This window comes from Paludisphaera soli, from assembly GCF_011064595.1.
Classification (GTDB): domain Bacteria; phylum Planctomycetota; class Planctomycetia; order Isosphaerales; family Isosphaeraceae; genus Paludisphaera; species Paludisphaera soli.
Genome location: NZ_JAALJI010000003.1, coordinates 160,818 through 186,961, shown reverse-complemented (window position 1 = coordinate 186,961; position 26,144 = coordinate 160,818). Strand labels below are relative to the sequence as shown.

Genomic DNA, 26,144 nt, shown 5'->3' with positions numbered 1-26,144 from the left:
CAACGAAACAACCCTCCGAAGCTCGCCCCCCGGGGCGTCGCCTCAAGAACCCTAGGGACCTTCCACCGACTTATGCTCGCGCGAGGATTCGACGGCCGCTTCCAGCACCCGCACGACCTCGCGAGCCTGCTCGGCCGTCACGGCCAGCGGCTCGCCACGAGTCAGGTGCGCGGCGATGTTCGCATAGTAGCCGTCCCAGTGCGTCCGCACCGAGGGGAGACGACGCCGCAAGGTCTCCGGATCGCGCGTGTCGGGGGCGGGGTCCGCGGCCGTGCAGAGATAGCCCTGCTGGCTCTCCGTCTCGTAGGCCGCGTCGATGTCGCCGGCGCGGAGGGCCTCTTCTTGCGGGTCGACGCCGTACTTGACGTAGCCCCCCGCCGAGCCGACGACCCACCATCGCGGGCGGTCGATGCGGCAGATCCGGCTGGTCTCGGCCTGGAATATGGCGCGGTCGAACTCCAAGATCAGGCGACCATGGCCGCCGATGTCGACGCCCTCCCACGGGCTTTCGAACAGCCAGGAAGTCACGCGTCGGCAGGGGCCCAGGCCGAGTTGGAGCGCGTGGTCGACCATGTGCGCGCCCCAGTCGTGGAGGATCGTCCCCGAGGCGCCAAGCTCGCCACGCCAACCTTGCGGGGCCTTGAAGCGGCAGACGGCGCTCTCGATCAACAACGGCCGGCCGATCGTCCCCTCGCGGAAGAGCGACCGGATCGTGGCGAAGTCCCAGTCCCAGCGGCGATTGTGGAAGACCGAGAGCATCCGGCCCGATCGGTCGCGGGCCGCGATCATTCGGTCGGCCTCGGCGGTCGTCAGCGCCATGACCTTGTCGACCACGCAGTGCCGGCCGGCGTCGAGGACGCGGCCCGCCATCTCGGCATGAACGTCGTGCGGAGTCGCCAGGACGACGAGGTCGACTTGCGGGTCGTCCAGCGCCTCGTCGAGGTCCGCGAACGTCTTCACGCCGCGCTCGGCCTCGACGCGCGCCCGGACCTCGGGCTTCCGCGCGACGACGCCGTGGAGGCTCATTTCCGGCTGGCGGAGGATCAGCGGGACGTGCAACTCACGCCCCGCCATGCCGTATCCGACGACGACGGTTCGAATCATGGAGACGAGATCGCATGAGGAGTCGAGGGCGGGGCTCGAACCGCTCGGCCCGACGACCCCGAAATCCTGAACCTCCCAGTATCGCGACGGGGCGCGCGACGTGCGAGCCCGGTCTGCGAGATCAGCCGTCTCTCGCGATCGCGGGCCGGGGCCGACCCCGCGCGGCGACGCGGGCTCGGATGATCCAGGAGCGACGCCCGCGATGCATCCGGCGGTCGAATCGCTGACGCAACCCCCTCGGCCCAGCGGCCGATCGAGCGGCTCGCGGCGGTGCGGAACCAGGCGTGGCCGCAAGCGGTTCGATCAACTAAGGAATTAAACCTACATTTGCCTGACCTCTGTCTGGGCAAGGGGTTCCGGCGATTCGATCGATGAAATTCGATTTGACGATGGGCGTCGTTTCGGAGATAATACTTGCATGCCACGCGAGCCTTCTCCCGGCCGGCGACGACGCCCGGTCCGCTCCGTCGGCGTGTTGAAAGGTCGCTGCGAAGGTCCGTCCGGACGTCCCTCGAAGGCCGGCCGACTTCCGCAGACGCATTTGTCGAATCCGCATGTCCATCTCGCGTCATGGGTTCGAAAATCCTGGACGATCCGCTCAAAGAAAGGGAGAAGGCGATGGTCGCATTGCATCGAGACGAACCCCGGATCCTCGGGCCGCTGCCGGGACCCAAGAGCGCGGCCTGGCTCGAGCGCGACGATCGCGTGATGTCGCCGTCCTACACCCGCACGTACCCCCTGGTGGTGCGTCGGGCGAAGGGGGCGATGATCGAGGACATGGACGGGAACCGATTCCTGGATTTCACCGCCGGCATCGCGGTGACGAACGTCGGGCATTCCCACCCCAAGGTGGTCGAGGCGATCGTCCGCCAGAGCAAGCGGCTGATCCACATGTCGGGCACGGACTTCTACTACGCCCCTCAGATCAAGCTGGCGGAGAAGCTGGCCGCGATCGCCCCGGGGACGGGGCCGAAGCGAGTCTTCTACACCAACAGCGGGGCCGAGTCGATCGAGGCGGCGCTCAAGCTGTCGCGGAAGCACTCGGGGCGCCCCCGGGTGATCGCGTTCCTGCGGGCCTTCCACGGCCGGACTTACGGGGCGATGTCGCTCTCGGCCTCGAAGCCGCTCCATCGCCAAGGGTTCGCCCCGCTGGTTGCCGACATCCACCACGCCGTCTACAACGACCTAGAGAGCGTGAGGCGCTTGTTCAAGACGGTCTGCTCGCCCGAGGAGACCGCCGCGATCTTCGTCGAGCCGATCCAGGGGGAGGGGGGGTACATCGTCCCCGACGACGACTTCCTTCCCGGCCTGCGGAAGATTTGCGACGAGCACGGCATCTTGCTGGTAGTCGACGAGATCCAGGCCGGCTTCGGGCGAACGGGCACGATGTTCGCCTGCGAGCAATGGGGCGTCGAGCCCGACATCCTCTGCCTGGCCAAGGGGATCGCCAACGGCCTGCCGCTGGGCGCGATCGTCGCCAGGGCCGACGTGATGGACTGGCCGCCGGGGAGCCACGCCTCGACCTTCGGCGGCAACCCCGTGGCCTGCGCCGCGGCCCTGGCCTCGATCGACCTGATCGAGGCCAAGTACGCCCGGAACGCCGTCGTCCGGGGCGGTCAGCTGGTCGCGGGCTTGCAGGAGCTGGCCGTCGGCGACCCGCACGTCCGCGAGGTCCGCGGCCGGGGGCTGATGATCGGTATGGAGATCCAGGATGAGGAGGGCCTGCCCGCGCCGGAGCTTCGGGATCGGATCATCGACGCCGCGTTCCACCACGGCCTGCTGCTCCTTCCCTGCGGGCCCAGCACCCTGCGGTTCTGTCCCCCCTTGTGCCTGACGGAGCGTCAGGTTGAAATCGGGCTGAAGCTGCTGGGCGCCGCCATGGTCGACGTCCGGACGGCCGACAAGGCGGGCGTCTGACGCCCCGGGAAGGAGCTTCGAGATGGTGCTCGCGACCGAGCCGGAGAAGGCCGCGCCGTTCCAGTGGCGGCGGTGGCCCGACACCGAGACGTTGATCAACGAGTTGACACGCCAGGCGCTCGACGGCCACGCGTTCGCGAACGAACTGGCCGAACGCCTGATCCCCGAAACGGGCACGATCTTCGAGAACTGGCTGGACCATTTCCTGGTCGCCGCTCCCCCCTCGTTCGCCAATCGGCTGGTGACGCTCGGATACGAGCGGACGGCCGACGTGCACGGCGTCGGCGTCCCGGTCTACGCGCATCCGGGAGGCGTTTTCCCCCGAATCGCCGTCTCCTCGAAGGCGGGAGGGAGCGGGGCGGTCGTGAAGGAGGTCGGGATCAAGGTCGAATCGGTCGCCGCCTTCTCCGGCGCGCACGGCCTGGGGCTCAAGCTCCAGGGCTACCCGATGGGGCCTCTCCGTTCGGCCCGACTCGCCGGAGAGCGGGTCGATTTCGTCGTGGTGGAGCGTCGGGCCTATCTGGGATTTGAGAACTATCCCACGGCCGCCGCGAAGCAGGGCCTGATGAAGCCCCATGCCGCGCGGGAGGCGCTCGCCGCCCGCGACCTGTGGCTGGCCCGCCGCCGTCGCTTCGAAGACGACGCCGAGGGCTTCGCCGCGACCGAGGCGCTCGTGGACGAGGTGATCGAGACGGCCGGGTCGGCCGACCTGGCCTGCCACCTGATCTTCGAGGTCGAGCGCCAGTACTGGGAGTCGCGCAACCGCGCCGCCCAGGTCCAGAAGGCCCGGCAGGACCGGCTGGGACTCGGGTGGGCGAACCACGACCACCACACGTTCCGCAGCTCGCGGAAGTTCTTCCCGAACCTCATCCGCATCTTCACGAAGCTGGGCTTCTTCCTCCGGGAGAGCTTCCACGCCGGCGAGCACGCGGGATGGGGCGCCCAGGTCCTGGAGCATCCCACGACCGGGATCGTGATCTTCGCCGACCTCGACCTCGCCCCCGAGGAAGCGAACCAGGATTTCGCCCGCCGGTCGCTCCCCGACCTCCCCAGGCCGGGGACCGTCGGCCTGTGGGTCGCGCTCCACGGCGAATCGATCCTCGAAGCCGGGCTGCACCACCTGGAGGCCCAGTTCGAGTTCGACGCCCTGCGCGACGGCCTGAAGGCCCAGGCTGGAATCGAGACGATGAAGCCGTTCTCCGATTTCCCTTTCCTGCGCCAGGCGTTCACCGCCGGCGAACGCTGGTCCGTCTCGCCGAGGCGGGCCGATCGGGCGCTGGCCGCAGGTTGGATCACCCAGGAACAGCGAGACAAATTCGTCAAGGAAGGGACCATCGGCAGCCACCTGGAGAACCTCCAGCGCCGCGAGGGTTACAAGGGCTTCAACCAGCAGGCCGTCTCCGCGATCATCGCGGCCACCGACCCGCGTCTGCACTGATCCGTCGAGTCCACCTACGTTGGAAACGAAAAGAGGGCGGCCCCAGGGGGGACGCCCTCTTTCGCATCACCAAGAGCGTCGACGTCGATCAGGGAGCGGCGGCGGCCAGGCCGTCCTTGGCCGGGGCGGCTCGCTCCTTCTCCTTGTCGAGCAACTCCAGCTCGACCTTGAGGGCCTGCGCCCGCACCTGCGCGGCGGCGGCCGGGTTGGCCTTGTCGGCCAGAATCTTTTCGGCCGCGGTGCGGGCGGCCGTCGCCTGGTCGAGCTTGGCCTTGAGGTCGGCGACGACGGCCACGGCCGACTGCGCCGCGGCGCGGGCGTCGGCCAGCGATTTGTCCGCCTCCGCCTTCTGGGCTTCGAGGCCCTGGACGACCGCGACGGCGGCGGCGTGCCCGAGGGCGGCGGCTCGGGTGCGGAGCTGGGTCGGCGGGACCGCCTGGGGCGCGGCGGCCTTGGCGGCGGCGGCCTGCTTGACCGAGGCGGCGGCGGCGGAACGGCCCGTCCCGGCGGCGGCGAGGGCCTGGAGAAGCTCGCCGGCCTTCTGGGTCTGTCGACCGAGTTCCTCGGCGGCCGCGGTCGCGGCGTCGGGATCGGCGGCGTTGGCGAGGGCTTCGGCGGAGGCGGCCAGGGCCGCGTCGTGGGCCGCCTTGTCGGCCAGGGCCTTCGCCACGGCGGCCTTCGAGGCTTCGAGGGCCGCGGCGGCGGCCGTCCCGGCGGCGTCGGCGTCGGCGACCGCCTTCTCGGCGGCGGCCTGCGCCTCGCGAGCCTGGGCGGCGAGTTGTTCGGCGGCCTGGGCCGTGGCGGCGGCGTCGGCCACGGCGGCCGCCTTGGCGTTCACGGCCGCTTCCCGTTCGACGACCAGGGCGGCCTGCTGGGCCGACGCCGCCTCGGCGGCCGTCAACGCCTGCTGGGCCTGGGACTGGGCCTCGACGACGGGGACGACGGCCGCCTGGAGGGCCGGCAGTTCCTTCGTCAGCGCTTCGGCCTCGGCGGTCACGGCGGCCAGCTCCTTCTGGGCCAGGTCGATCCGGACGGCGATCGGCGCGGGGGCCGGGGTGAGCGACGCCAAGCGGCGGCCGTCCTTCACGTCCCAGAGCCGGATCGCCCCGGACCAGTCGGATCCCGCGACCGCCGATTCGTCGTGCGTCAGGGCGACGGCGAGGGCCAGGTCGCCGAACGGCTCAAGCTCCGTTTGCTTCCCGCCGTTCGCGTCCCAGATCCGGACGACCCGATCCCGGCCGGCGGTGGCCAGCCGGCCGTCCTTCGCAAACTGGACGGCGGCGGTCCCCGGCGGGTGGGCAGCGATGTTCTTGATCGCCTTCCCCTCGTTCATCTCCCAGAGCTTGACCGTGCCATCTTCGCTGGACGAGGCGAGCACGTTGGAGTCGAGACGCCACGAGACGTCGGTGATCGACCCGGTGTGGCCGCGAAGCTCCAGATACTCCCGGCCCGTCTCGGCCTCCCACACGAGGAGGCCGTTGTTGCGGTCACCGGTGGCGAGGAGGACGCCGTCGGGGCTGAACTCGATCGCCGTGATCCACTCGGTGTGCTTCTTGATCTCGTAGAGGGGGCTGCCGTCGGCCGTGCTGTAGACCCGGACGATCCGGCCCGGCCCGCCGAGCGCGACCTGGCTCTGATCCGGGCTGACGTCGGCCGCCAGGACCGCGTCGTACTCCCGGCCGACCTCGAACACCCGCTCGCCGGTCTTCACGTCGAAGCCGACCGCGATGCCCGACTGGCCGCCGCGACCGCCGCCGACGAGGAGCACGTCGCCGCCCCGGCTGAACTTGAGGACGTGGATCGTCCCCTCCGGGAAGGGGAGGACCCCCATCAGGTGCTGGTCGGTCGTGCGGTAGAGCAAAACCTGCTTATGGCCGCCAACGGCCAGCAGGGGGGCCCAGGGGCTCGCCGCCAGGGCGACGACCGCGCCGGGACGGGCCCCGGGAGTGAACGGCTCGACGGCCAGGTTCCCGGGCATCGCCGGCTCGCCGGCAGGCTTGCCCAGAGCGTTCGGGTCGAGCTTCAGTTCCATCTTGGGCTTGGCCTTGGCCGCGACCTTGCTCCCCGAGGACTCGAGCGCGCCCCCCTCGATCCACTTCTTGATCACCTCGATCTCGGCGTCGGGGATCCTCGCCGAATTCGGGGGCATCTTGGGCTCCTCGGTGTGCAGGATCACCGCGAGGAGCGTGCTCGAATCCGGGTCGCCGGGCTCGACCACCGCGCCAGATCCGCCTCCCTGCATCGTGCCGCCGAACGTTTCCAGATTCAGGCCCCCCTTGGCCTTATCCGGGTTGTGGCAGGAGCCGCAATGATTCCGGAAGATCGGCGACACCTGATCCATGAAGGTGATCTTGGCGGCCCCTTCCTCGGCTCCCGCCGTGGTGGCGGCGCCGAGGGCGAGCAGCGCGAGCAGTGGGGCGGACTGGGTTCGGGATCGCATGGCGTCGGGCCTCTCGAAGGTCGAACGAAGGCGGGGGGCGGTCGGCCGTCGGGATCGGGGTCGGATCAGTGGTTGAACAGGAACTCGCGGCTGTTGAGCAACGCCCAGAAGACGTCGCCCAACGCCTGGGCCTGGTCGGCGGCCTGGGAGACGACCGGAGTGAGCTTCGCCAGTTCGTCCGGGGTCGGCTTGCGTGAGAGACACCGGAGATACAGGTCGGTGAGCCGCTCCTCGGCCGTCGGCCGGGCCTTCATGACCTCATCGAGCACGCCCCCCTGCTTGATCTTGGCGTTGACCGTGTCGCCGTTGAGGAGGTGGAGCGCCTGCGAGAGCGTCGGCTCCATCTTGACCTCGCACGAGCAGGGGGTCTCGCGAGTCGCCCTGCCGAAGGTGGTCAGGAAGTAGGTTGAGCTGTTGCCGTCGGCGATCTGCACCGCCCGGGCGCCCAGCGGCAGCCCGCCGAATTTGTCCTTCGTGTTGGTGACGTGGCTGATTGCGTCGAGCAGGTTCTCGGCCTTGATCCGGCGCACCAGGGCGTGGGAGAAGTTCTTGTCGTCGCCGGCGTTGCTGTCGTTGCGATGGGTCGACCGCTGGTAGGCCCGCGAGGTGCAGATGTCGCGGACCAGGCTCTTGAGGTTGTAGTTGCTTTCGGTGAACCGCTTGCCGAGCGCCTCGAGCAACTCCGGGTTGGAGGCGGGGTTGCTGATCCGGAAGTCGTCCACCGGCTCGACCACGCCGACGCCCATGAAGTGGGCCCAGACGCGGTTCGCGAACGAGGGAGCGAACCAGGGGTTCTGGGAGGAGGCGAGCCACTTCGCCAGGATCACGCGACGATCCTTGCCGGCCACGTCGGGGGACTCGCCGCCGAGGAACTTGGGCGCCATGACCCTGCCGTCGACGGGGTGCTTCATCTCGCCGCCGCCGGCGTTGAAGACGATCAGCTCGCGGTAGTCCTCGCCCTGCTTGCGGCCGATCTGCGAGAAAAAGGCGGCGAACTGGTAGTACTCGTCCTGGGTCCAGCGGTCGAACGGGTGGTTGTGGCACTGGGCGCACTGGATCCGCATGCCCATGAAGACCTGGGCCACATTCTCGGTGAGCGGCAGCGTCTCGGTCGTGGTCTGGTAGAAGTTGGTGGCCGGGTTCTTGAACGTGCCGCCGTTGGCCCCGAGCAGCTCCTGGACCATCTGGTCCATCGGCATGTCCTTCGAGAGCTGCTCGACGAGCCAGTTGTAGTACAAGAACATCGACTTGTAGCTGACCGTGAGGCTGGTGCGGATTTGGAGCAGCTCCGCCCATTTGCTGACCCAGATCTCGGAGAACTCCTTCCGCTGGAGCAGCTCGTCGACCAGCTTGGCCCGCTTGTCCGGGTCGGCCGAGGACATGAAGGCGTCGAACTCCTCGACCGTCGGGGTGAGGCCGACGATGTCGAGGAACACGCGGCGGACGAACGTGCCGTCGTCGCAGATCTCGGAAGGGGCGATGCGGAGCTTGCGGAGCTTGTCGGCCACCAGCTCGTCGATGTAGTTGCCGGTCGACTCGTCGGGGTAGGTGAACTGGAGCGCCTTCGGCAGGACGATGAACTGCGACCCGACGGTGTAGGTCTCGAAGCGGGCCATCACGAAGGCCTCGCCGCGCTCGCCGGCGGTGACGAGGCCGTCCGGCGAGACGGCGGCGGACGAGTCGTTGTTCGTGAGGAACAGGGCCAGGCCGGTGACGTCGCGGTCGGTGCCGTCCGAATACCTGGCGAGGACGGTCATCTGCTGCCGCGCCCCCTTGCCATCCAGGACGCCCGCCTTGGGGAAGAGTTCGACGCCGACGACCTTCGGCAGCTTGGCGACGTCGTCGTTGGGGGCGCCGGCCGTGATCCATTCGTGAACCGTGTTGTAGAGCGCGTCGCCCAGCTCGAACCGCTTGCCGCCGGTGTGCTGGACCGCGCCGATGGACTTCTCCAGGAGCGTGCTGTCGGCCGGGACGGCCAGGTTGACGCGGCGACCGACCATCTCGCGGGTGAGGCGGAAGTAGTCCCCCTCGGCGTCGAAGCCGAAGAGCGAGAGGCGGAAGCCGTCCTTGCCCCGGGCCGCCCCGTGGCAGCTGCCGGTGTTGCAGCCGGCTCGGAGGAAGACGGGCATCACGTCGAGACGGAAGCTGAGGGGGTCGGAGGTCGCACACCGGGCGACCTTGACCGGGATCGTCGCCGACTTGCCTCCGAAGGCGACGGTCAAAGTGGTTTCGCCGTCCGCCTTCGGGGTGAAAAGCGCCCCGTCGCGGACCGTCAGGTCGGGATTCGCCGCGGTGAACGCGGACTCGCGCGTGAGGTCGCGGGTCAGGCCGTCCGCGTAGAAGCCCTGGACGACGATCGACTGGCGGTCGCGGGCGGTGGTCAGGTCGATCGCCGGGGGCGAGACCTGGATCTCGACCAGCCCGGCGGTCGGGGCGGGTTCGGGGGCGAACGGCTCGTCCGGGAGGGGCGCGTTGGCCGCGAGGTCGGGGGCGTTCGGCCCGCCGGCTCCGGCGGTCGCGACGGTCGGCGTCAGGCCGCCCAGGACGAGGCCCGCGAGGGACGTTCGGAGCGCTCGGGCGAAGGCCGCGGTCGACTGGATCATCACGAAAGCGTCCTCAACAGGGTCCGGGGTGGTTCGACGAGTGTTCCCAGCGTGTTTCGGGAGGCCGGTCACGGCGTGCCGCCGGCCTGCTTCTGCTTGGCCTCGAGGCGCAGCTTCTCAAGACGGTTCAGCGGCTTGGCGGGGGCCTCGGTCGGGGCCGGCGCGGCGGCCTGCGCCGGGGCCGGTGCGGGCGCGGCGTCGGCCTTGGGAGGGAGCGGGGCGTCGATCTGGAGGATCCCGGTGCCGATGTTGTGCACGATCGGCTCGCCGTCCTGGGTGACGACCACCTGGCAGAAGAGGTTGGCGTGCTTGCCGACCGGCGAGGCGGGGTCGGTCTTGATGTGGAAGATCAGGTCGGTGGTGTCCTTGGTGATCGTCTTGAGGTCCGTCGTGGCCTTGTTCGGGAGCCCGACGAGCGTGACGCTCGCCTCGCCCGCGAAGTCCTGGTTCTTCGCCACGGCGACGGCCATGTCCGTCTCCTTGCCCTGCTCGACGCTGGCGGCCTGGTAGGTCAGCCCGACGTAGGGGGCGGCGATGGTCAGGTCGGCCAGCTGGGAGGAGACCATGATCGGCCCGGTCGGGCCGCTGGACGAGCCGTTGACGACGATCTTCCAGGTGCGAAGTTCGGCGTTGCCGTCGGCGTTCATGGGGATGACCGCCTCGTCCTGACCATCGGGGATCGCGACGCCGCCCCCCGAGCCCACGCCCGGCGGGTTCCAGGGGAGCGAGACCGCGATGGCCGCCTTGAAATCCGGCTTGCGGATCGCTCGGACCTTCAGCCCCATCTGGCCGCTGCGGACGAGCGGGACCTTGGGCTGGACGATCTCGATCGCGAAGGGCGCCTCTTCGGTGACGGCCACGGCCAGCCGGTCCACCGAGCGGGACCACATGATGATCCCGTTGTTGTTCGGCGCCAGCACGAAGGCGGAGAGGGCGTTGAACTCCGACTTCACGGCGACGTTGGGGTCGACCGACTTGCCCACGACCTCCACCAGGGCCCCGGCGGGCGCGGCATCGGCCTTGGCGGAGAAGAGCACGGGCACGATCGCCTGGCTGGCGGCCAGGGGGGGGGCCTCCATCTCCAGGCCCGGCGGCAGGCCGTCGACGCTGAACTGGACCTCGCCCCCGAAGTCGGCCCGGCTCCCCTGGATCAGGACCGCCTGTCGTCCCCCCTTGGGGACGCTCGCCGCCATGACGCCGGTGCCCAGCATGATCTGCTCGGCCGGGGTGGCGACGGTGAGCTTCGGCTCGGGGACGGTGACCTCGATGCGGTACACATAGTCCGGCCCCCCCTTGCCGAGCTGGTCGACGATCGAGACGACGTACTCGCCGTCCTCGGGCAGGGCCTGTCGGAAATAGCTGTCGGGACCGGTGGAGTCGTCGCTGCCGATCATGGCCCCGCTCCCCTTCTTCGCCAGATACATCACGGCGTCGATCGGCGAGCGGACCTGGCGGCCGTAGACCTTGAAGTCGAAGACCTGCCCCTTCTTGCCGGTGAAGACGAAATGGTCGACGTCGCCTGCTTTTTCCAGGACGCCGTTCAGGGCGGCGGGGGCGGTGAAGGGCGTAGCGGTCGCCTGGTCGTTGTTGGGCTCGACCTCCATCGCGTTGTCGAGATTCGTCAGCCGGAAGGCGTTGGGGTAGGGCGAGACTCCCTTGTCGTCCTGGCGCTGGAGGCCCCAGCCCAGTCGAGCCTCGGCGGGGAGAGGAAGCTCGGACGACGAGTCGCCCGACGGATCGCCGATCCAGCGGACGGCGACGGTTTCGCCCGGCTTGCCGCCGGCCGGCAGGACGCCCGTGGACCGGGGGAAGTTGCCGACGTGGAGCCGATAAAGGCAGGAGGCGTTCCCGGCGTAGGCGCTCTCGCGGACCTGGACCACGTACTTGCCGTCCTCGGGCGCGACGATCGAGGCGAAGCCGTCCTGCCAGAGCAAGGCCGCGTCGTCGCTGGAAGCCAGCTCGAACCGCTTGGTATTCAGGATCGCCACGTAGGGGTCGAACAGGGTGATGCCCAGCCGCATCCCCTCGACCTCGACGGAGATCCGGTCGCCTTTCTTGGCCTCGACGACGAAGTAGTCCACGTCCTCGTTCTCGGCCACCCCGTTGACCACGACGTTCATGGCGATCGGCTGAGGCGCCTCGAAGTCGTTGTTGGGCTCCACCTCGACGACGTCCGGCATGGCGCCGACGCTGAAGCCGCGAAGCTCGCTGACGCCGGTCGCCGTGCGGACGCGGAGGTCGTGGTAGCCGAGCGGGGAGTCGGCCGCGATCTGGAGCTTGGCCTTGAAGCTGTTGTCGTCCACCTTGGCGATCCCGGTCGCGACGACGCCGGGCTGGTAGAAGAGCACCTCCTGCGCGTCGCCGAGCCGGGCGCCCGAGAAGACGACCTCGACCTCGGTCCCGCGCTGGCCTCCCATCGGCCGGATCGCGGTCAGGCTGGGGGACGAGCCCCGGGCGGCGGACGCGAATGCGGCGGCGAGCGTCAAGGCGACGACGAGGCGAGGCAGGCTGGCGGGGCGAGGTCGGCGCATGGTCGAGGCTCTCGGGGGGGCGGGTCGAGCGGTGGAACGCGGCGCGACGGCTGGGGCGGGGAGTGGCGGGGGGAGGCCGGCGGGCCGTCCCCCCGGATGCGGGCCGAGGCTCAGGCGAGGAGTTCCTTGACCACCTTGCCGCCGTCGACGATCTCGATCGGGCGGTCGCCGGGGGCCATCAGCTCCTTGTCGGCGACGATGCCCATCATGTGGTAGACCGTGGTCGCCAGGTCCTCGGGGCCGATCGGGTCCTTCTCGGGCTCGGTGCCGGTCGCGTTCGACGAGCCGTAGATCAACCCCTGCTTGGCCCCGCCGCCGGCGAGGACGACGCTGAAGACCTTCGGCCAGTGGTCGCGGCCGCCGTCCTTGTTGATCTTCGGGGTCCGGCCGAACTCGCTGGAGACCATGACGAGCGTGCGGGCGAGCAGCCCCTGGCGGTCGAGGTCGCGGATCAGCGTCGCGAAGGCCTGGTCGAACGGCGGCATCTGGTTCTTCATGCCGGAGACGATCTGGCTGTGGAGGTCCCAGCTGCCGTATTCGAGCGTGACCATCCGCACCCCGGCGGCCACGAGGCGACGGGCGAGGAGCATCCGCTGTCCGGCCGGGTTACGGCCGTACTCGTCGCGGATCGCGTCCGGCTCGGCGGCGATGTTGAACGCCTCGCGGGCCTTCTGCGAGCTGATCAGGCTGTAGGCGCGATCGTAGAACGTGTCCATCGCCTCGATGTTGTCGCTCTTCTCGCGCTCTCGGAAGTAGGAGTTGACGGAGTCGAGCACCGTGCGACGCGAGGAGAAACGATTGTCGTCGATCCCCTCGGGGAGGTTCAGGTCCTGGACCCGGAAACCCTGAGAGGCCGGGTCGCTCCCCAGGCTGAAGGGCGAGAAGGCTGAGCTGAGGTAGCCGGTACCGGCGTAGACGTTCGGCATCCGGGGGATGCAGACGTAGGGGGGTAGGTTGTTCTTCGGGCCGTACTCGTGGGACACCACGCTGCCGAAGCTGGGGTACTGGAGCGCCGGGCTGGGGCGGTAGCCGGTGAACATGTTGTGCGTGCCGCGCTCATGGGCGGCCTCGCCGTGGGTCATCGACCGGATGACGGTCAGCTTGTCGGCGAGCTGCGCGGTCTGGGGAAGCGTCTCGCTGAACTTCTCACCGTCGAGCTTGGTCGCGATCGAGCCCATGTCGCCGCGGTATTCGACCGGGGCGAAGGGCTTGGGGTCGAACGTCTCCTGGTGGGCGATGCCCCCCGGCAGGAAGATGTGGATGACCGAGTCGGCGGTCGCCTGAATCGCCTCGTAGTTTTTGAGGTCCGCCCGCGCCTGGCTTCGCAGGAGGTCGGCGAGCGTCAAGCTCCCCAGCCCGAGGGCGCCCACGGTCAGGAAACCTCGACGACTCATCGGCCCTTGACATCCGGTCGCCATCTTCGAGTCTCCTTCAGGGGATCTGGGGTGGGGCGTCGGCCGGCCGGGCTTGTCTCGGGGGCCGCGACGGGGGGAGGTCGCGTCGCGTCTTGCGAGGAGCGGCCTGGCGGGCGACGGCGCTTGCTAGCGGGCTTGGGCCTCGACGTCGGGCCACCGCCGGTGCGGTCTTCGCGCCGGGATGGAAGCGATCATGCGTCGAGGCGGGTAGAATTATTATCAAACAAGTCGGCGAGAACGCAAGATCTTACGTCGGCGAATCGGTCGCCGTTGGCGCGATTTCCGAAACCGATGGTCGATCGAACCGCGGCGACAGCACTCTGATAGAAAAATCCCGCAGTCGCGCCATTTTTGGCGCGACTGCGGGATTTGTTCGAGAGGACTGTCGTCTCGACGTTATCGGTCGACCGCCGGGGTGTTCCGCGAGAGCCGCGTCAGCTGAGGCTCGAGCAGGTGGCCGACCGGATACCGTCCGGGGGGGCCGGCCGTGAACTCCTCGTCGGCGATGAGGGGTCGGATCAGGCGGTCGACGGCCCCCGTGGAGAAGGCTTTCTGGAGATAGTCGTCCGCCAGGGCGTTGGTGACGGCCGCCATGATCATCCCCTGATCGAGCGCGAGCACATAGCCCGAAACCAGGCCCGTGCTGACATCGACCGAATCCTGAAACCCGAGCGGGCCGTAGATGGGGAAGCGGTCTTCCAGGGTCCGGAGGTTGTCCATCGCCTCGCGGGCGGCGAACGGGAGCGCGAGGAACGAGGCGTGGGGCGTGACGACGCCGTGAACGGCCTGGGTGGTCAAGGTCGCCAGGAAAGCGGGCTGTCCCCAGGCCACATCGTAGGACAGGTAGCCCTCCGAGCTGGTCCCGAGCCCCTTCACGCCGTAGACCTCGTAACCGCCGGTGGGACGGAAGGCCGGCGAGAAGCCCCAGGAGCCGTAATTCATCTCCCGCAGGCCGTGCTCGATCTGGCCTCGGACGTACAGGGGATGATTGACGCCCCAGCTTTTCGGGGCCCACTCGGCCTCCGGCAGGAACAGCGTGACCATGAGGGCCTCAAACATGCTGCCGCCCCAACTGGGGACGACGCGGGAGCCGAGGTACTCATAAGCGCCCTCAAACACGCGGACGCCTTGGTAATCCCGGACCAAGCCGGTCGGGGTCTGGCTCTGGGGGGCCACCTCGGTCGGCAGGGTCCGGTACATGCGGTAATAGTGGTCGGGCGGGAGTTGTCCACGGGCGATCGCGAGGTAGCTGGCGATGCGCGCCTCGGTGTTGAGCATCCCGTAGTGGCCATAGAAGGCGCTCTCGTCCACCCAGTATCCGACCCGGAGCAGGCCGGGCTGGTGGATCGGGTCTTCCTCGTCGTAGAAGTCGTAAAAGAAACCGAAGTCCATCGCGTCGAGCAGCCGGTTGGCGCCGGGGGCGAGTTCGGGCTGAGTGTTGACGATCAGCGTGAGCGCCAGGGCGAGCCAAGCGTTGTCGACCGTGGAGAGCAGGGGACGCCGGGGCGAGCCGTCGACCGGAGAGGCCGAAAGCGCCTTGCCGTCCCTCGGGTCGATGTCGTTGACGAAGAAACCGTGCGGCCGGTTCATCGATTCGAGGGTCTGGAGAGTCCGGGTCAGCCTCGACCTGGCCTCCTCCGGGCTGATCAGCTCCAGCCGTTCCGCCCCGATGACGCTCCAGATGTAGGACGCGATGTTGGTGGGCGTCGTCTCGAAGACCGGCTCACGCCAACCCGCCCCGTCGCGATGGACCCGATCCGCAGGGAGCCCGCTCGGGAAGGCCAGCTTCTCCATCGACCGCCAGGTGTCTGCGGCGTATCGTCGGAGCTGGACCCGATCCTCCGCCGTCAATCCCGGCCCCCGATCCTGGGCCCTCGGCGACGTCGCGCCGAGGGTCCCCAGCACGCAGCAGGCCAGAAGCATCCGGACGGACCGCGAAACAGGCGATCGAGTCATCGCACCACCTCGGGAAGAAGGTGTTGGTCGATGCGGGGGATCCGCGGCGATTCCCCACGAACCCATCGGATCGAAGCGTCGGCGCGGCGCGTTCTCTATGAATGACTATAGACAATTTAACGTGTCAGGACAAACTCCGTGACACGACTCAATCAAGCATTAGTGCGTGGGCGTCTTGCTCCGCCTGGCAAGCCCTGGCGTCGCCGAGGCGACGGGGGTAGATTGGCGGACGGTCGTGCCAAAGGGCGCGGAAGCCGCACCACCTGCGATTTCCGGGCCGGTCAGCCAAGTTGACTGGGATATCTTAAGAGTCGCGGGCTCGCACCCCCGCTTCCCTTGAGGGATCGTCCAGATTTCGACCGGGCTTGAAGAACTAGAAGAAAGGATGAGCGATGGCGGACGTGTTCCTACCCGCCACGGTGATCGGAAGCTGGTCCTTCCCCGGTTGGTACGAGAAATTCGTGCTCGACGTGAAGGAGCATCCCGAGCTTTACGGCCCCGTGGATCGCGAGGAGGCCGTCCGCGACGCCGTCCGCCTGGTGGTCGATGATCAACTCCGCGCGGGGCTCGATCGGATCACCGACGGCGAGATGCAGCGGGTCGATTTCAACCTGGGGTTCTACGAGTATCTCGGCGGTCTGGAGCCTCTGCGGAAGGCGAGGCACTGGGGCGCTCCGGCCCACGACCAGCGCGACCGCTACCGCTGCGTCGCCCCGCTCTCCGCGCCCGACGGCCTCGGCGTCCTGACCGAGTACCATCGGTTGCGCGAATACGTCGCGGCGCCGGTGAAGTCGCCCGTCCCGGGCCCGTTCACCCTCGCCGGCTGCATCGACGGCGGGGACGTTTATCCCGACCGCCAGGCGGTGGCCGAGGCCCTGATCCCGATCGTCGGGGCGGAATTGAGGGCGCTCGCGGCCGCGGGGGTGGACTTCATCCAGCTCGACGAGCCGAGCTTCGCCTGTCACCCCGACGCTCCGGACTATTTCCTGGATGTGGTCGCTCGGACCGTCGAAGGGGTCGACGCCTACATCAGCATGCACATGTGCTTCGGGAACTACCGGGCCCGGGCGGTCGGCCGTCGTTCGTATCGGCCCCTCTTCCCGCATATCGGCCGCGCGAAGGTCCATCAGCTGGCGTTGGAGTTCGCCAGCCGTGAGATGGCGGAGGTCGCGATCCTCGCAGAGCTTCCCGAGGGGATGGACGTGGCGGTGGGGCTCGTGGACGTCAAGAATACCTGGGTCGAGCCGGCCGAGCTGGTCGCCGAACGGCTCCGCGAGGTCCTGCGGCACATCGCCCCGGAGCGAGTCTCGGTGACGCCCGACTGCGGGTTCTCGCAGACCTCGCGACACATCGCCGTGGCGAAGGCCCGGTCGCTCGCCGAGGGGGCGGCGCTGGTCCGCCGCGAGTTGGGGCGGTCCTGATCCATCAGTCCAGACGGGGTGAGCACGATGATTGAACCCGTGCGGATGGGCGAAGCCCTGATCCGCGAGATCGAAGCGGTCGACCCGCCGCGAGACGGCCTGGCGGTCTGGTGGACCGGCCAGAGCGGTTTTCTTTTCAAGTCCGCCCAGGGGCTGCTCGCGGTCGATCTCTACCTATCCGAGCACCTAACCCGGAAGTACGAGTCCACGAATCGCCCCCATGTGCGGATGACGCGCTCGCCCCTGCACGGCGCAGATCTCAAGTCGGTCGACCTGCTGCTGGCGAGCCACAAGCATTCCGACCACCTGGACCCGGGGACGGCACCGGACCTCCTGAACGCCTCGCCGTCCGCGATGCTCGTCCTTCCGGAGTCGATCCGGGATTATGCGATGAGCCTGGGCCTGCCCGAGGATCGGATGATCCCCGTGGACGCCGGCTCGGAGGTCCGGGGGGCGGGGTTTCGCATCCGCGCGGTCCCCTCGGCGCACGAGGAGTTCGACCGCGACGCGCGAGGCCGGCACCCCTATCTCGGGTTCATCATCGAGTCCGGTAGTTTGAGGATCTACCACAGCGGCGACACGCTGGCCTACGAAGGGCTCGCCGAGTCACTGGGCAATGAGGGCTTCGACGCCCTCTTCCTGCCGATCAACGGCCGCAACCCCAGCCGGGGCGTCGCCGGCAACATGAGCGCGACCGAGGCCGTCGACCTGGCCCGGCGCGTCCGACCGCGGTACGTGGTGCCGCACCACTACGACATGTTCACTTTCAACACGGTGCCCGCCCAGGAGTTCGAACATCAGGCGCGTCGCCTGCCCTCCGGGGTCGAGCCCAAGGTCCTGCAGTGCGGCGAGCGCTGGGAGATCCGCCCTTGAGCGTCACAATCGGCATCGACGTCGGAACGTCCGGGACCAAGACGTTGGCGATCGACGAATCGGGGCGGATCCTGGCCTCGGCCTCGTCGGAGTATCCGTGCTCGCACCCGAGGCCGGGCTGGTCGGAGCAGGACCCGGAGCTGTGGTGGGAGGCGACCCGCGAGACGCTGGGCTCGGTGCTGAACTCCGGAGCGTTCAAGCCATCGGACGTGGCCGGCGTCGGGCTGAGCGGCCAGATGCACGGTTCGGTCTTCCTCGACGCCGACGGTCAGGTCGTTCGGCCGGCGCTCCTCTGGAACGATCAGCGGACGGCCGCCCAGTGCGCGGAGATCGAGGAGCGGGCCGGCGGCCGCGAGGCCCTCATCCGCATGGTCGCCAACCGGGCGCTGACCGGCTTCACCGCGCCCAAGCTGCTCTGGGTCCGCAAGGAGGAGCCGGCGAACTGGGATCGCGTCCGGCAGGTGCTCTTGCCGAAAGACTACATCCGCTACCGCCTGACCGGGACCTACGCCACCGAGGTGAGCGACGCGTCCGGGACCCTGATGCTCGACGTCGCCAACCGACGCTGGAGCCGCGAACTGCTGGGCAAGCTCGATCTCGACCCGGCGCTGCTGCCCGAGTGCTTCGAGAGCCAGGAAGTCTCCGCGACCGTGGGGGCGATCGGGGCCGAGGCCACGGGGCTCCCCGTCGGCACGCCCGTCGTCGGCGGTGGCGGCGACCAGCCGGCCGGGGCGGTCGGGAACGGCATCGTGAGGCAGGGGGTGGTCTCCGCGACGATGGGGACGTCGGGCGTCATCTTCGCCCACTCGGACCACCTCGGCTTCGACCCGGCGGGGAGGCTGCAACGGGGCTGCCACGCCGTGCCGGGCGCCTATCACGTCATGGGCGTGGTGCTCTCCGCGGGGGGCAGCTTGCAGTGGTTCCGCAACGAGCTGGGCAAGGCGGAGGTCGCGCTGGCGAAGTCGCAGGGGGTGGACCCTTACCAGATCCTCACGGCCGAGGCGGCGCTCGCGGGGCCCGGGGCCGAGGGCCTGTTCTTCCTGCCTTACCTCACCGGCGAGCGTTCCCCCCATTTCGACCCCGACGCGAAGGGGGGCTGGATTGGCCTGACGGTCCGCCACGGCCGTCCGCACATGATCCGCGCGGTGCTCGAAGGGGCGACGTTCGCGATGCGCGACAGCCTGGAGCTGATCCGCGACATGAACGTCGCGATCGAGCAGATCCGCGTCTCCGGCGGCGGGGCCCGCAACGCCCTCTGGCGGCAGATCCAGGCCGACGTCTACGGCGCGGACGTCCACACGATCAATGCCAGCGAAGGCCCGGCGTTTGGCGTGGCCTTACTCGCCCAGGTGGGCACCGGCGGGTTCTCGTCGGTCCCCGAGGCGTGCGACGCCACGATCATGACCGTCGAGAGCACGAACGTTGATCCCCGGGTGAAGGCGTACTACGATCGAGCCTACACGGTCTACCGGGGCCTCTACAGCCATTTGAAGGGGAGCTTCCGGGAGATCAGCGAGCTGGTGGCCGAGGGCCTCTGAGCCAGCTTCCCCGACCACCCGCAGGAGTCTTCGCTTGGCTCGCAAGCCCCGAGGCGCGGGCGACCGCCGCCGAGAGCCGGATCGTCCCCTTCCCGCTCCACCGCCGGCTCCGGCCCCCCCCGATCCCTCGGGGCCGGAGGACGGCGGCGGTCTCGGACGCCGCAGACTGTGGATCGGACTGGCCGTCGTCGCAATGCTGGGCCTGCACCTGGCGCTCGCTGAGCGGAGCCTGCTGACCGAGAATCCCACCGTCGACGAGGTCGTGCACATGCCGGCCGGGTTGACGTACTGGGACCGCCACACGTTCCGGCTCTACCCCCACAACCCGCCGCTCGTGAAGCTCGTCGCGTCGCTGCCGGTCTGGCTCGCGGGGCCGGTTTTAGAGCCGCTCTATCAGCGCAAGTCCTGGAGCGACCGCAACCCGTCGCAGACGAGCTTCTCGCAGGATTTCGCGTTCGTCAACGCCGACCGCTACTTCGAGCTGTTCACACTCGGACGGATGGTCATGCCCTTGTTCTCGATCGTCGGGGGCGTCGTCGTCTTCGCCTGGTCGAGCCGGCTCTATGGGGCCTTCGGAGGGCTCTTGAGCCTCGCGCTCTGGGCCACCTGCCCGAACATCCTGGCTCACGGCCGGCTGATCACCTCGGACGTCGGCTCGGCGGCGCTCGGGGCGGCGGCGACCTATCTCTTCTGGCGATACCTCACGAGACCGAGCTGGGCGAGGGCGGCGCTCGCGGGCTTCGCCCTGGGCGTGGCCCAGCTCTCCAAGTTCAGCTTGCTGCTCTTGTATGCGGTTTGGCCGTTCCTCTGGCTCGTGCGACTGGCCCTGACGCCCGACGCGGGCCGCATTTTGCGTCGGATCGGCCAGGCCGCCGGTCATGGTGCCCTCGTCGTGGCGTTGAGCATCCTCGTGATCGACGCCGGCTATCTCTTCGAGGGCGTTGGAAAACCGCTGGGGAGCTTCGAGTTCGCGAGCAAGAGCCTGACGAGCCCCCCGCCGGGCGGCGTGAGGACGCCGCCGGCGACGATGAATCCGCTCTTCGATACCATCTGGCCCTTCGCCCGAAATCGGTTCCGGGGGACCATCCTGGAGAACTTTCCGGCCCCCCTGCCGGAGCATTACCTGCTCGGCTTCGACGAGCAGAAGATCGAGGCCGACGGGATTCCGCTGCGTTTCGTGCGGGCCCGCGAGGCCCTGCGGTCGGGGGACGTGGATCTCGCCCGCCGCGAGGCCGCTTCGCCGGACCGCTCCGTGTCCGGATACCCCGTCTATCTCAACGGCGTCCTGCGCGATTCGGGCTGGTGGTACTACTACCTGGCGACCCTAGCCTACAAGGTCCCCGAAGGGACCTGGACGCTGGTGCTGGCCTCCTTGCTCGCGCTCGCGGCCGTTCGTCGCCCCGGCGCGGCCTGGGCCGACGAAGTCGCGCTCTGGACCGTGCCCTCGGCCGTTCTTTTCGCGATGAGCTTCCTCACCGACATCAACCTCGGCCTGCGTTACGTGCTCGCGATCTTTCCCTACGTTTACGTGCAGACGGGGAAGCTCGTCCCCTGGGTCGAGTCGTTCGGCCGACGCGGGAGGCTCGCCGGTCGGGCGGCGCTGGTGGGCTGCCTTGGGCTCACGGCCCTTTCAACCCTGAGCATCCATCCTCACTACCTCGCGTATTTCAACCAGGCCTCCGGAGGCCCGGACCGCACTCCCGCGAGGCTGATCGACAGCAATCTCGACTGGGGCCAGGATCTGGTCGGCCTTCGGGAATGGTGTCGAACGAACATCCCGAACGAGCCGATCGGCTTTGCGTACTTCGGTCAGATCAATCCGGGGATCTTCGCGGCGCGGGGCGATCGTCTCAACTGGTTCCTGCCGCCGGTCAAGCCGGGCGCGATCACGGGGACGTACACGAATCCAGAGACCCGACTCATCGGCCCGGCGAAAAGCCTGGTCCCCGGCTACTACGCCGTCAGCGCCACCCTGGTCTACGGTCTCCACTGGAGGCTCTACGACCCGACCCCCGCCTTCTACGAAGCCTGGCCCCCCGCCTGGTCGAGTCGAAACGAGGCCTTCGGCTACTTCCGCCTGTTCGAACCCATCGATCGCATCGGCCATTCGATTTACATCTACAAACTCAGCCCGGAGGACGTGGCCCGCGCGGCGCCGCTCCTCAACCCGTAGGCTTGCGGCAGACGTACACCTGCGCGAGATCGTCGTCGGAGACGGGGCCGAAGCGAACCTCGGTCTCGAAGCCCGCGTCGCGAAGGATCTCCGGGAAGTCCATCCCCAAATCGGTGAAAACCTGGTAGCCGACGTCCCCCCCCGGGTGGCGGATCGGAGGGGCGAGTTCCTCGACCGAACCGTCCCGACGCAGCCGGGCGCGTGGGAAGGTCCTCGCGACATGGGGCGCGACGGGGGCCGTGAAGACGTGCGAGCCGCCCGGGACGAGGACGCGGCGGACCTCCGCCAGGGCCCGGCCGAGGTCGGGAACGTGCTCCAGCGTCTCGGACGTCAGCACGAGGTCGAATCGGTCGTCCTCGTAGGTCAAACCGTCGAGGTCCTCGTGTCGGACTCCGTGGACGTAACCGCCCCGGTGGGCGTTGGGGATGAAGTCGGACGGATGAAAATGGGCCAGGTCGTGCAGCGTCTCGTGGATGCCGTCGATCCGGTTGATCTCGGCGATCCGCAGGCGGCCCGCCTCGTGGCTCCCGGCCCAGGTTCGAAGATCCGACGCGCGTCGACCGTTGATCGGGTAGAGGTCGAGCAGGACTTCCGCCATCCTACGCGCGCGGAGCTTGGCTCCGCAGTTGGCGCAGTCGCACGACTCCTTGCGGGCGAGGGCCTCGGCCTGGCGTTCCGTCAGGCCCCAGAGCTGGACGAGCCGGGGAGGAATCACGCGACGACGATAGAACATCCGGCCCGTCTTCCCGCACACCGTACAATGTTCGTGACGACCCGAGGCGATAGCCGAGGCGTAGTCGCGGGCCAGCCAGCCCAGGCGGTGGGCCTCGTTCCAGGCCCTCACCAGGGGACGCTTGACGACGCGGGGCAGGGGGATCTTGCTCATGTCGGGAGGGTCCGGCCGGCTCGCGCAGGGTTGACCGTGGGACGGCCGTCGATTACGATCGATTCATGCGTCCACGACGACGATGTGCGCGTTAAAGTCTGATTTGACGACAAATTAGGGCGACGATCAATGGCCTACGCGACGACCGTCCAGCGCCACAAGACGAAGGAGGTCGGGCTCGGCGACCATGTCGTCGGCGGCGACAGCCCGATCCTGGTCCAGTCCATGACGACGACAAACACGTTCGACGCCGAGGCCACGCTGGCGCAGATCCGCCGGCTGGAAGAGGCCGGCTGCGAGGTGGTCCGCGTCACCGTCCCCAAGAAGGAGGACGTCGAGGGCGTCAAGGCGATCCGCGATCACATCAAGATCCCGCTGATCGCCGACATCCATTTCGACTACCGGATGGCCCTCGCCTGCCTCGAAGCCCGCACCCCGTCGGGCCGCCGCGCTGTCGACAAGATCCGGATCAACCCCGGCAACATCGGCGGCGAGGAGCGATTCAAGGAGGTCGTCCGCAAGGCGCGCGACGCCGGCGTCCCGATGCGGATCGGCGTCAACTCGGGCAGCCTGGAGAAGGACCTGGTCGAGAAATACGGCTTCCCCTGCCCGGAGGCCATGGTCGAGAGCGCACTGCGGTATATCGAGATGGCCGAGGGGCTCGGCTACAAGCAGATGATCATCAGCCTCAAGGCCAGCCACGTCCCCACGGCCGTCGCCTGCTACACCGAATACGCCGCCAAGGCCGACTACCCGACCCACGTCGGCATCACCGAGGCCGGGTCGAAGGAGTACGGCACGCTCAAGAGCGCCGCCGGCATCGGGGCCATCTTGCTGAGGGGCATCGGCGACACGATCCGGGTCTCGCTGCTGGGCGACCCCGTCCCCGAGATCGAGGCCGGCTTCGACATCCTCCGCGCCTGCGACCGCCGGGTGACCAAGCCCGAGGTCGTCGCGTGCCCGACCTGCGGCCGGCTCGATATCGACCTGGAGCGGATCGTCGCCGAGGTCGAGGCGCAGATGAAGAACCTGACCGCCCCGCTGCGGATCAGCATCCTCGGCTGCCTGGTCAACGGCTTCGGCGAGGCGAAGGAGGCCGACCTGGGGATCGCCGCCGGCTCCGGGAAGGGGATCATCTTCAAGCGCGGCGTCCCCATCCGCCAGGTCAAGGAGGCGGAGATGGTCCAGGCGCTCCTGGAAGAGGTCGAACGCTTCGACGAGGAGACCAAGCCGCTCGCCTCCTTCGTCGAGAAGGAGAAGCAGAAGCAGGCCAAGGCCGGCCTCCCGGTCCTGAACTGATTTCCGCCGCCCGAAATCCCGATCAACCGAAACGCCCCGGCTCGATCCGCCGGGGCGTTTCGCATTCGACCCCTCAGTTCTGGCGGAGGCCGACGGCGACGTACTTGGTCTCGAAGTAGGCGTCGAGGCCCTCGCTGCCCAGTTCGCGACCCATGCCGGACTCCTTCATGCCGCCGAACGGGCATTGCGGCGTGGCGGGGATCGGGTCGTTGATGCCGATGATCCCGGCTTCCAGCCCCTCGGCCATCCGGGTGGCGACCGTCAGGTCGTTGGTGAAGACGTAGGCCGCCAGCCCGTAGGGCGTGGCGTTCGCGGCGGCGATCACGTCGTCGAGCTTGCTGAAGTCGAGGATCGGCATCACCGGGGCGAACGGCTCCTCGGTCAGCAACTTCATGGAACCGTCGACGTTCGTGAGCACCGTCGGCTCGAACCAGTAGCCCTTGTCGAACTTCGAGGACTTGCCGCCGCCGGTGAGCACCTGAGCGCCCTTGCCACGGGCGTCGTCGATGAGCCCCTGGGTCTTGTCCAGGGCCCGGGCTTCGAACATCGGCCCGACCTGCACGCCTTCCTCAAGGCCGTTGCCGATCTTGAGCTTCTTCGTCAACTCGACGGCGGCCTCGGTGAAGTCCTTGGCGATCTTGTCGTGGACGTAGAAGCGCGAGGGGGCGATGCAGACCTGGCCGTTGTTGCGGAACTTGCCGATGACCGCGGCCTGGGCCACCTGCTCGACGTCGGCGTCCGGGAAGACGATCAGGGGGGCGTGGCCCCCGAGTTCGAGGCTCATGCGCTTCACCTGATCGGCCGAACGTCGAATCAACTCCTTGCCGACCTCGGTCGAGCCGGTGAAGCTGATCTTGCGGACCGCGGGGTGCTCGAACAGGGCGTCCGCGAAGGGCCGAGCCGGGCCGACGACGAGGTTCGCGACGCCGGCGGGGAGGCCGGCGTCGGCCAGACATTCGAACATCAGGATCAGCGTGATCGGCGTCTGGTCGGCGGGGCGGCTGACCACGGTGCAGCCCGCGGCGAGCGCCGGGCCGATCTTGCGGCTGGGGAGGGCGGCCGGGAAGTTCCAGGGGGTGATCGTGCCGACGACGCCCACAGGATGCTTGATCGCGTAATAGCGCTTGGCGACGTTCGTGGGGGGGATGATGCGACCGTAGGCGCGCTTGGCTTCCTCGGCGAACCACTCGAACGTGTCCGCCGCGTGCAGCGTCTCGGCTTTCGCCTCGGCGAGAGGCTTGCCCTGCTCCATGGTCATCGCCCGGGCGATTCGGTCGGCCCGCTCGCGCATCAGCTCGGCCGTCCGCTTGAGGATCTTCGCACGGTCGTAAGCGGAGGCGGCACGCCAGGCCGGGAACGCCCGCGAGGCGGCCTCGATCGCCTGCTTCGCCTCGTCTCCCCCCGCGTAGGCGACCTCGGCGACGGTCGACTCGTCGGCCGGATTGATCACCGCCAGCGTCTTCCCGCCGTCTCCGTCGCGCCAGACGCCGTCGATGTACATCCGGGTGGGGAAGGCTTGGGTGCTGGCGTCGGTCGTGGCGGGGGGCATTTTCGGACTCTCCGTGAGATGGGCGAGGGAGCGTGGCGGTCAGGCGTGAAGCGACCCTCCGCCTCACGATACTCCGAGCGGCGGCCGCGCACAACGAGACCCGAACGGCCGGGGAGAGGTTGCGGCCCTCGGACGAGTGCTACAACCCGCAAGCTCCCCGCTGCAATCCTTCGATTCGCGTCAATAGGCGAGGCCGGATGGGCCGATTTTTCTGGTGGCACGCGAGGCGATCGGACGTGCATCGGATGGACGTTGAGGGATGGATCCCAACCGACGGCAAGGCGGGTGACGCATGGACGCGAACGGGGCGACGTGGAACATTCGAGCCAGGCGACGAGGCGGCGCGGCGTTCGCGGCGATCTTCCTCGTCCACTCGGCCGCGACGGCGGAGGCCGCCCCGATCCGCTGGAGCCCGCGGCCCCGCGTCGCCGCGCAGCAGCTCGGAGCGGCGAGCGTCCGGACGGCCCCGAACGCCTGGGCCTCCTTCCTGTCGGGGGGCGAATCGACCTGGGCTTCGCGGCCTTCTCCACCGTTCACGACGGCCGTACGTCAGGCGGTCCTTCGCCTCGTCAACGGCGATCCGTCGATCGCGGCCTCCAGCCCGCTCATCGAGTACATGCTCTGGCGTCGGAACCTGGACGTCGCCCGGTTCGACTTTTACCATCCCTTCGTGGGTCCCAGGCTACCCCAGGGCCTGATTCCGCCCGTACCCCAGGTCGTCCCGCCGCTGACCCCGCCGGTCGACGTCCCCAGCATCCCCGTCGACCCTCCCCTCCTGCCGCCGGTCCCGAGCGTCATCCCCCCGGTCGTCCCGGAACCCTCGGCGTTCCTGGTGATCGCGCTGGGGGCCGCCGGAGCGATCGGGATGCGTCGACTCCGGGAAAGGGCCTCGTCGCGGTAGGTCTTTGGGGATTCTGGTACACTTGGCACTCGCGCGCGGGCGGCCGGCGAACCCTCGACGCGAGCGAACGCTCCGAGATACAGGGAGCTTCGCCTGCTTC

Annotated in this window: 16 protein-coding genes; 8 read left to right on the top strand and 8 right to left on the bottom strand. The window is 68.8% G+C overall.

Annotation, left to right across the window (positions count from 1 at the left end):
- Window positions 1-51 precede the first annotated feature (51 nt).
- Complete coding sequence (locus tag G6O68_RS05960) at window positions 52-1,104, bottom strand: Gfo/Idh/MocA family oxidoreductase (protein WP_165245850.1); 1,053 nt, start codon at window positions 1,102-1,104, stop codon at window positions 52-54.
- A 618-nt stretch (window positions 1,105-1,722) separates the two neighbouring features.
- Here G6O68_RS05960 and G6O68_RS05955 point away from each other — a divergent pair.
- Complete coding sequence (locus G6O68_RS05955; RefSeq protein WP_165245848.1) at window positions 1,723-3,021, top strand: acetyl ornithine aminotransferase family protein; 1,299 nt, start codon at window positions 1,723-1,725, stop codon at window positions 3,019-3,021.
- 22 nt (window positions 3,022-3,043) lie between these two features.
- Entirely contained in the window at window positions 3,044-4,459 is a 1,416-nt protein-coding gene (locus G6O68_RS05950) for a hypothetical protein (RefSeq protein WP_165245846.1), read from the top strand.
- Window positions 4,460-4,547: 88 nt separating this feature from the next.
- Here the strand turns inward: G6O68_RS05950 and G6O68_RS05945 are convergent, their stop codons facing one another.
- The 5 genes from G6O68_RS05945 to G6O68_RS05925 form a co-directional block, all read right to left on the bottom strand.
- Window positions 4,548-6,899 carry a c-type cytochrome domain-containing protein gene (locus tag G6O68_RS05945; RefSeq protein ID WP_165245844.1) on the bottom strand — a complete coding sequence of 784 codons (2,352 nt, stop codon included), beginning with the start codon at window positions 6,897-6,899 and terminating at the stop codon, window positions 4,548-4,550.
- Between the two features lie 65 nt (window positions 6,900-6,964).
- Complete coding sequence (locus tag G6O68_RS05940; RefSeq protein ID WP_165245842.1) at window positions 6,965-9,502, bottom strand: DUF1549 and DUF1553 domain-containing protein; 2,538 nt, start codon at window positions 9,500-9,502, stop codon at window positions 6,965-6,967.
- A gap of 68 nt (window positions 9,503-9,570) precedes the next feature.
- Window positions 9,571-12,033 (bottom strand): PPC domain-containing protein, encoded by a 2,463-nt coding sequence (locus G6O68_RS05935; protein ID WP_165245840.1) that lies wholly within the window; start codon window positions 12,031-12,033, stop codon window positions 9,571-9,573.
- 110 nt (window positions 12,034-12,143) lie between these two features.
- The gene (locus G6O68_RS05930; RefSeq protein WP_165245838.1) at window positions 12,144-13,451 is read right to left on the bottom strand and encodes a DUF1501 domain-containing protein; all 1,308 of its coding nucleotides are present in this window, start codon (window positions 13,449-13,451) and stop codon (window positions 12,144-12,146) included.
- A gap of 393 nt (window positions 13,452-13,844) precedes the next feature.
- Window positions 13,845-15,404 (bottom strand): glucoamylase family protein, encoded by a 1,560-nt coding sequence (locus tag G6O68_RS05925; protein WP_165245836.1) that lies wholly within the window; start codon window positions 15,402-15,404, stop codon window positions 13,845-13,847.
- A gap of 392 nt (window positions 15,405-15,796) precedes the next feature.
- Here G6O68_RS05925 and G6O68_RS05920 point away from each other — a divergent pair, with 392 nt between their 5' ends.
- The 4 genes from G6O68_RS05920 to G6O68_RS05905 all read left to right on the top strand — a co-directional run bounded on the left by G6O68_RS05920 (window position 15,797) and on the right by G6O68_RS05905 (window position 21,409).
- The gene (locus G6O68_RS05920) at window positions 15,797-16,825 is read left to right on the top strand and encodes a cobalamin-independent methionine synthase II family protein (protein WP_165245834.1); all 1,029 of its coding nucleotides are present in this window, start codon (window positions 15,797-15,799) and stop codon (window positions 16,823-16,825) included.
- A 27-nt stretch (window positions 16,826-16,852) separates the two neighbouring features.
- Complete coding sequence (locus G6O68_RS05915; protein ID WP_165245832.1) at window positions 16,853-17,698, top strand: MBL fold metallo-hydrolase; 846 nt, start codon at window positions 16,853-16,855, stop codon at window positions 17,696-17,698.
- Window positions 17,695-19,236, top strand: a complete 1,542-nt coding sequence (xylB, locus tag G6O68_RS05910; RefSeq protein ID WP_165245830.1) for a xylulokinase — start codon at window positions 17,695-17,697, stop codon at window positions 19,234-19,236. The genes G6O68_RS05915 and xylB overlap by 4 nt, the downstream gene beginning before the upstream one ends.
- Window positions 19,237-19,429: 193 nt before the next feature.
- Window positions 19,430-21,409 carry an ArnT family glycosyltransferase gene (locus G6O68_RS05905; RefSeq protein WP_165245828.1) on the top strand — a complete coding sequence of 660 codons (1,980 nt, stop codon included), beginning with the start codon at window positions 19,430-19,432 and terminating at the stop codon, window positions 21,407-21,409.
- On the opposite strand, the gene G6O68_RS05900 is transcribed toward G6O68_RS05905, so the two are convergent.
- Window positions 21,399-22,295: a class I SAM-dependent methyltransferase gene (locus G6O68_RS05900; RefSeq protein WP_240911063.1), complete on the bottom strand. Its 897-nt coding sequence runs from the start codon at window positions 22,293-22,295 to the stop codon at window positions 21,399-21,401. The two genes, G6O68_RS05905 and G6O68_RS05900, sit on opposite strands and share 11 nt — an antisense overlap.
- Window positions 22,296-22,424: 129 nt before the next feature.
- Here G6O68_RS05900 and ispG point away from each other — a divergent pair, with 129 nt between their 5' ends.
- Complete coding sequence (gene ispG / locus G6O68_RS05895) at window positions 22,425-23,594, top strand: flavodoxin-dependent (E)-4-hydroxy-3-methylbut-2-enyl-diphosphate synthase (RefSeq protein WP_165245826.1); 1,170 nt, start codon at window positions 22,425-22,427, stop codon at window positions 23,592-23,594.
- Between the two features lie 73 nt (window positions 23,595-23,667).
- Here the strand turns inward: ispG and G6O68_RS05890 are convergent, their stop codons facing one another.
- The gene (locus tag G6O68_RS05890) at window positions 23,668-25,143 is read right to left on the bottom strand and encodes an NAD-dependent succinate-semialdehyde dehydrogenase (protein WP_240911062.1); all 1,476 of its coding nucleotides are present in this window, start codon (window positions 25,141-25,143) and stop codon (window positions 23,668-23,670) included.
- A gap of 292 nt (window positions 25,144-25,435) precedes the next feature.
- Here G6O68_RS05890 and G6O68_RS05885 point away from each other — a divergent pair, with 292 nt between their 5' ends.
- Window positions 25,436-26,044, top strand: a complete 609-nt coding sequence (locus G6O68_RS05885) for a PEP-CTERM sorting domain-containing protein (protein ID WP_165245824.1) — start codon at window positions 25,436-25,438, stop codon at window positions 26,042-26,044.
- Window positions 26,045-26,144: the final 100 nt, after the last annotated feature.

Bases quoted from the DNA above. Each gene is read 5' to 3' on its own strand.
- G6O68_RS05935 (WP_165245840.1), bottom strand. From the start codon at position 12,033: ATGCGCCGACCTCGCCCCGCCAGCCTGCCTCGCCTCGTCGTCGCCTTG.
- G6O68_RS05925 (WP_165245836.1), bottom strand. From the start codon at position 15,404: ATGACTCGATCGCCTGTTTCGCGGTCCGTCCGGATGCTTCTGGCCTGC.
- G6O68_RS05920 (WP_165245834.1), top strand. From the start codon at position 15,797: ATGGCGGACGTGTTCCTACCCGCCACGGTGATCGGAAGCTGGTCCTTC.
- G6O68_RS05890 (WP_240911062.1), bottom strand. From the start codon at position 25,143: ATGCCCCCCGCCACGACCGACGCCAGCACCCAAGCCTTCCCCACCCGG.
- G6O68_RS05915 (WP_165245832.1), top strand. From the start codon at position 16,853: ATGATTGAACCCGTGCGGATGGGCGAAGCCCTGATCCGCGAGATCGAA.
- G6O68_RS05950 (WP_165245846.1), top strand. From the start codon at position 3,044: ATGGTGCTCGCGACCGAGCCGGAGAAGGCCGCGCCGTTCCAGTGGCGG.
- G6O68_RS05900 (WP_240911063.1), bottom strand. From the start codon at position 22,295: ATGAGCAAGATCCCCCTGCCCCGCGTCGTCAAGCGTCCCCTGGTGAGG.
- G6O68_RS05930 (WP_165245838.1), bottom strand. From the start codon at position 13,451: ATGGCGACCGGATGTCAAGGGCCGATGAGTCGTCGAGGTTTCCTGACC.
- G6O68_RS05945 (WP_165245844.1), bottom strand. From the start codon at position 6,899: ATGCGATCCCGAACCCAGTCCGCCCCACTGCTCGCGCTGCTCGCCCTC.
- G6O68_RS05905 (WP_165245828.1), top strand. From the start codon at position 19,430: ATGCTGGGCCTGCACCTGGCGCTCGCTGAGCGGAGCCTGCTGACCGAG.
- ispG (WP_165245826.1), top strand. From the start codon at position 22,425: ATGGCCTACGCGACGACCGTCCAGCGCCACAAGACGAAGGAGGTCGGG.
- G6O68_RS05955 (WP_165245848.1), top strand. From the start codon at position 1,723: ATGGTCGCATTGCATCGAGACGAACCCCGGATCCTCGGGCCGCTGCCG.
- G6O68_RS05940 (WP_165245842.1), bottom strand. From the start codon at position 9,502: ATGATCCAGTCGACCGCGGCCTTCGCCCGAGCGCTCCGAACGTCCCTC.
- G6O68_RS05960 (WP_165245850.1), bottom strand. From the start codon at position 1,104: ATGATTCGAACCGTCGTCGTCGGATACGGCATGGCGGGGCGTGAGTTG.
- G6O68_RS05885 (WP_165245824.1), top strand. From the start codon at position 25,436: ATGGACGCGAACGGGGCGACGTGGAACATTCGAGCCAGGCGACGAGGC.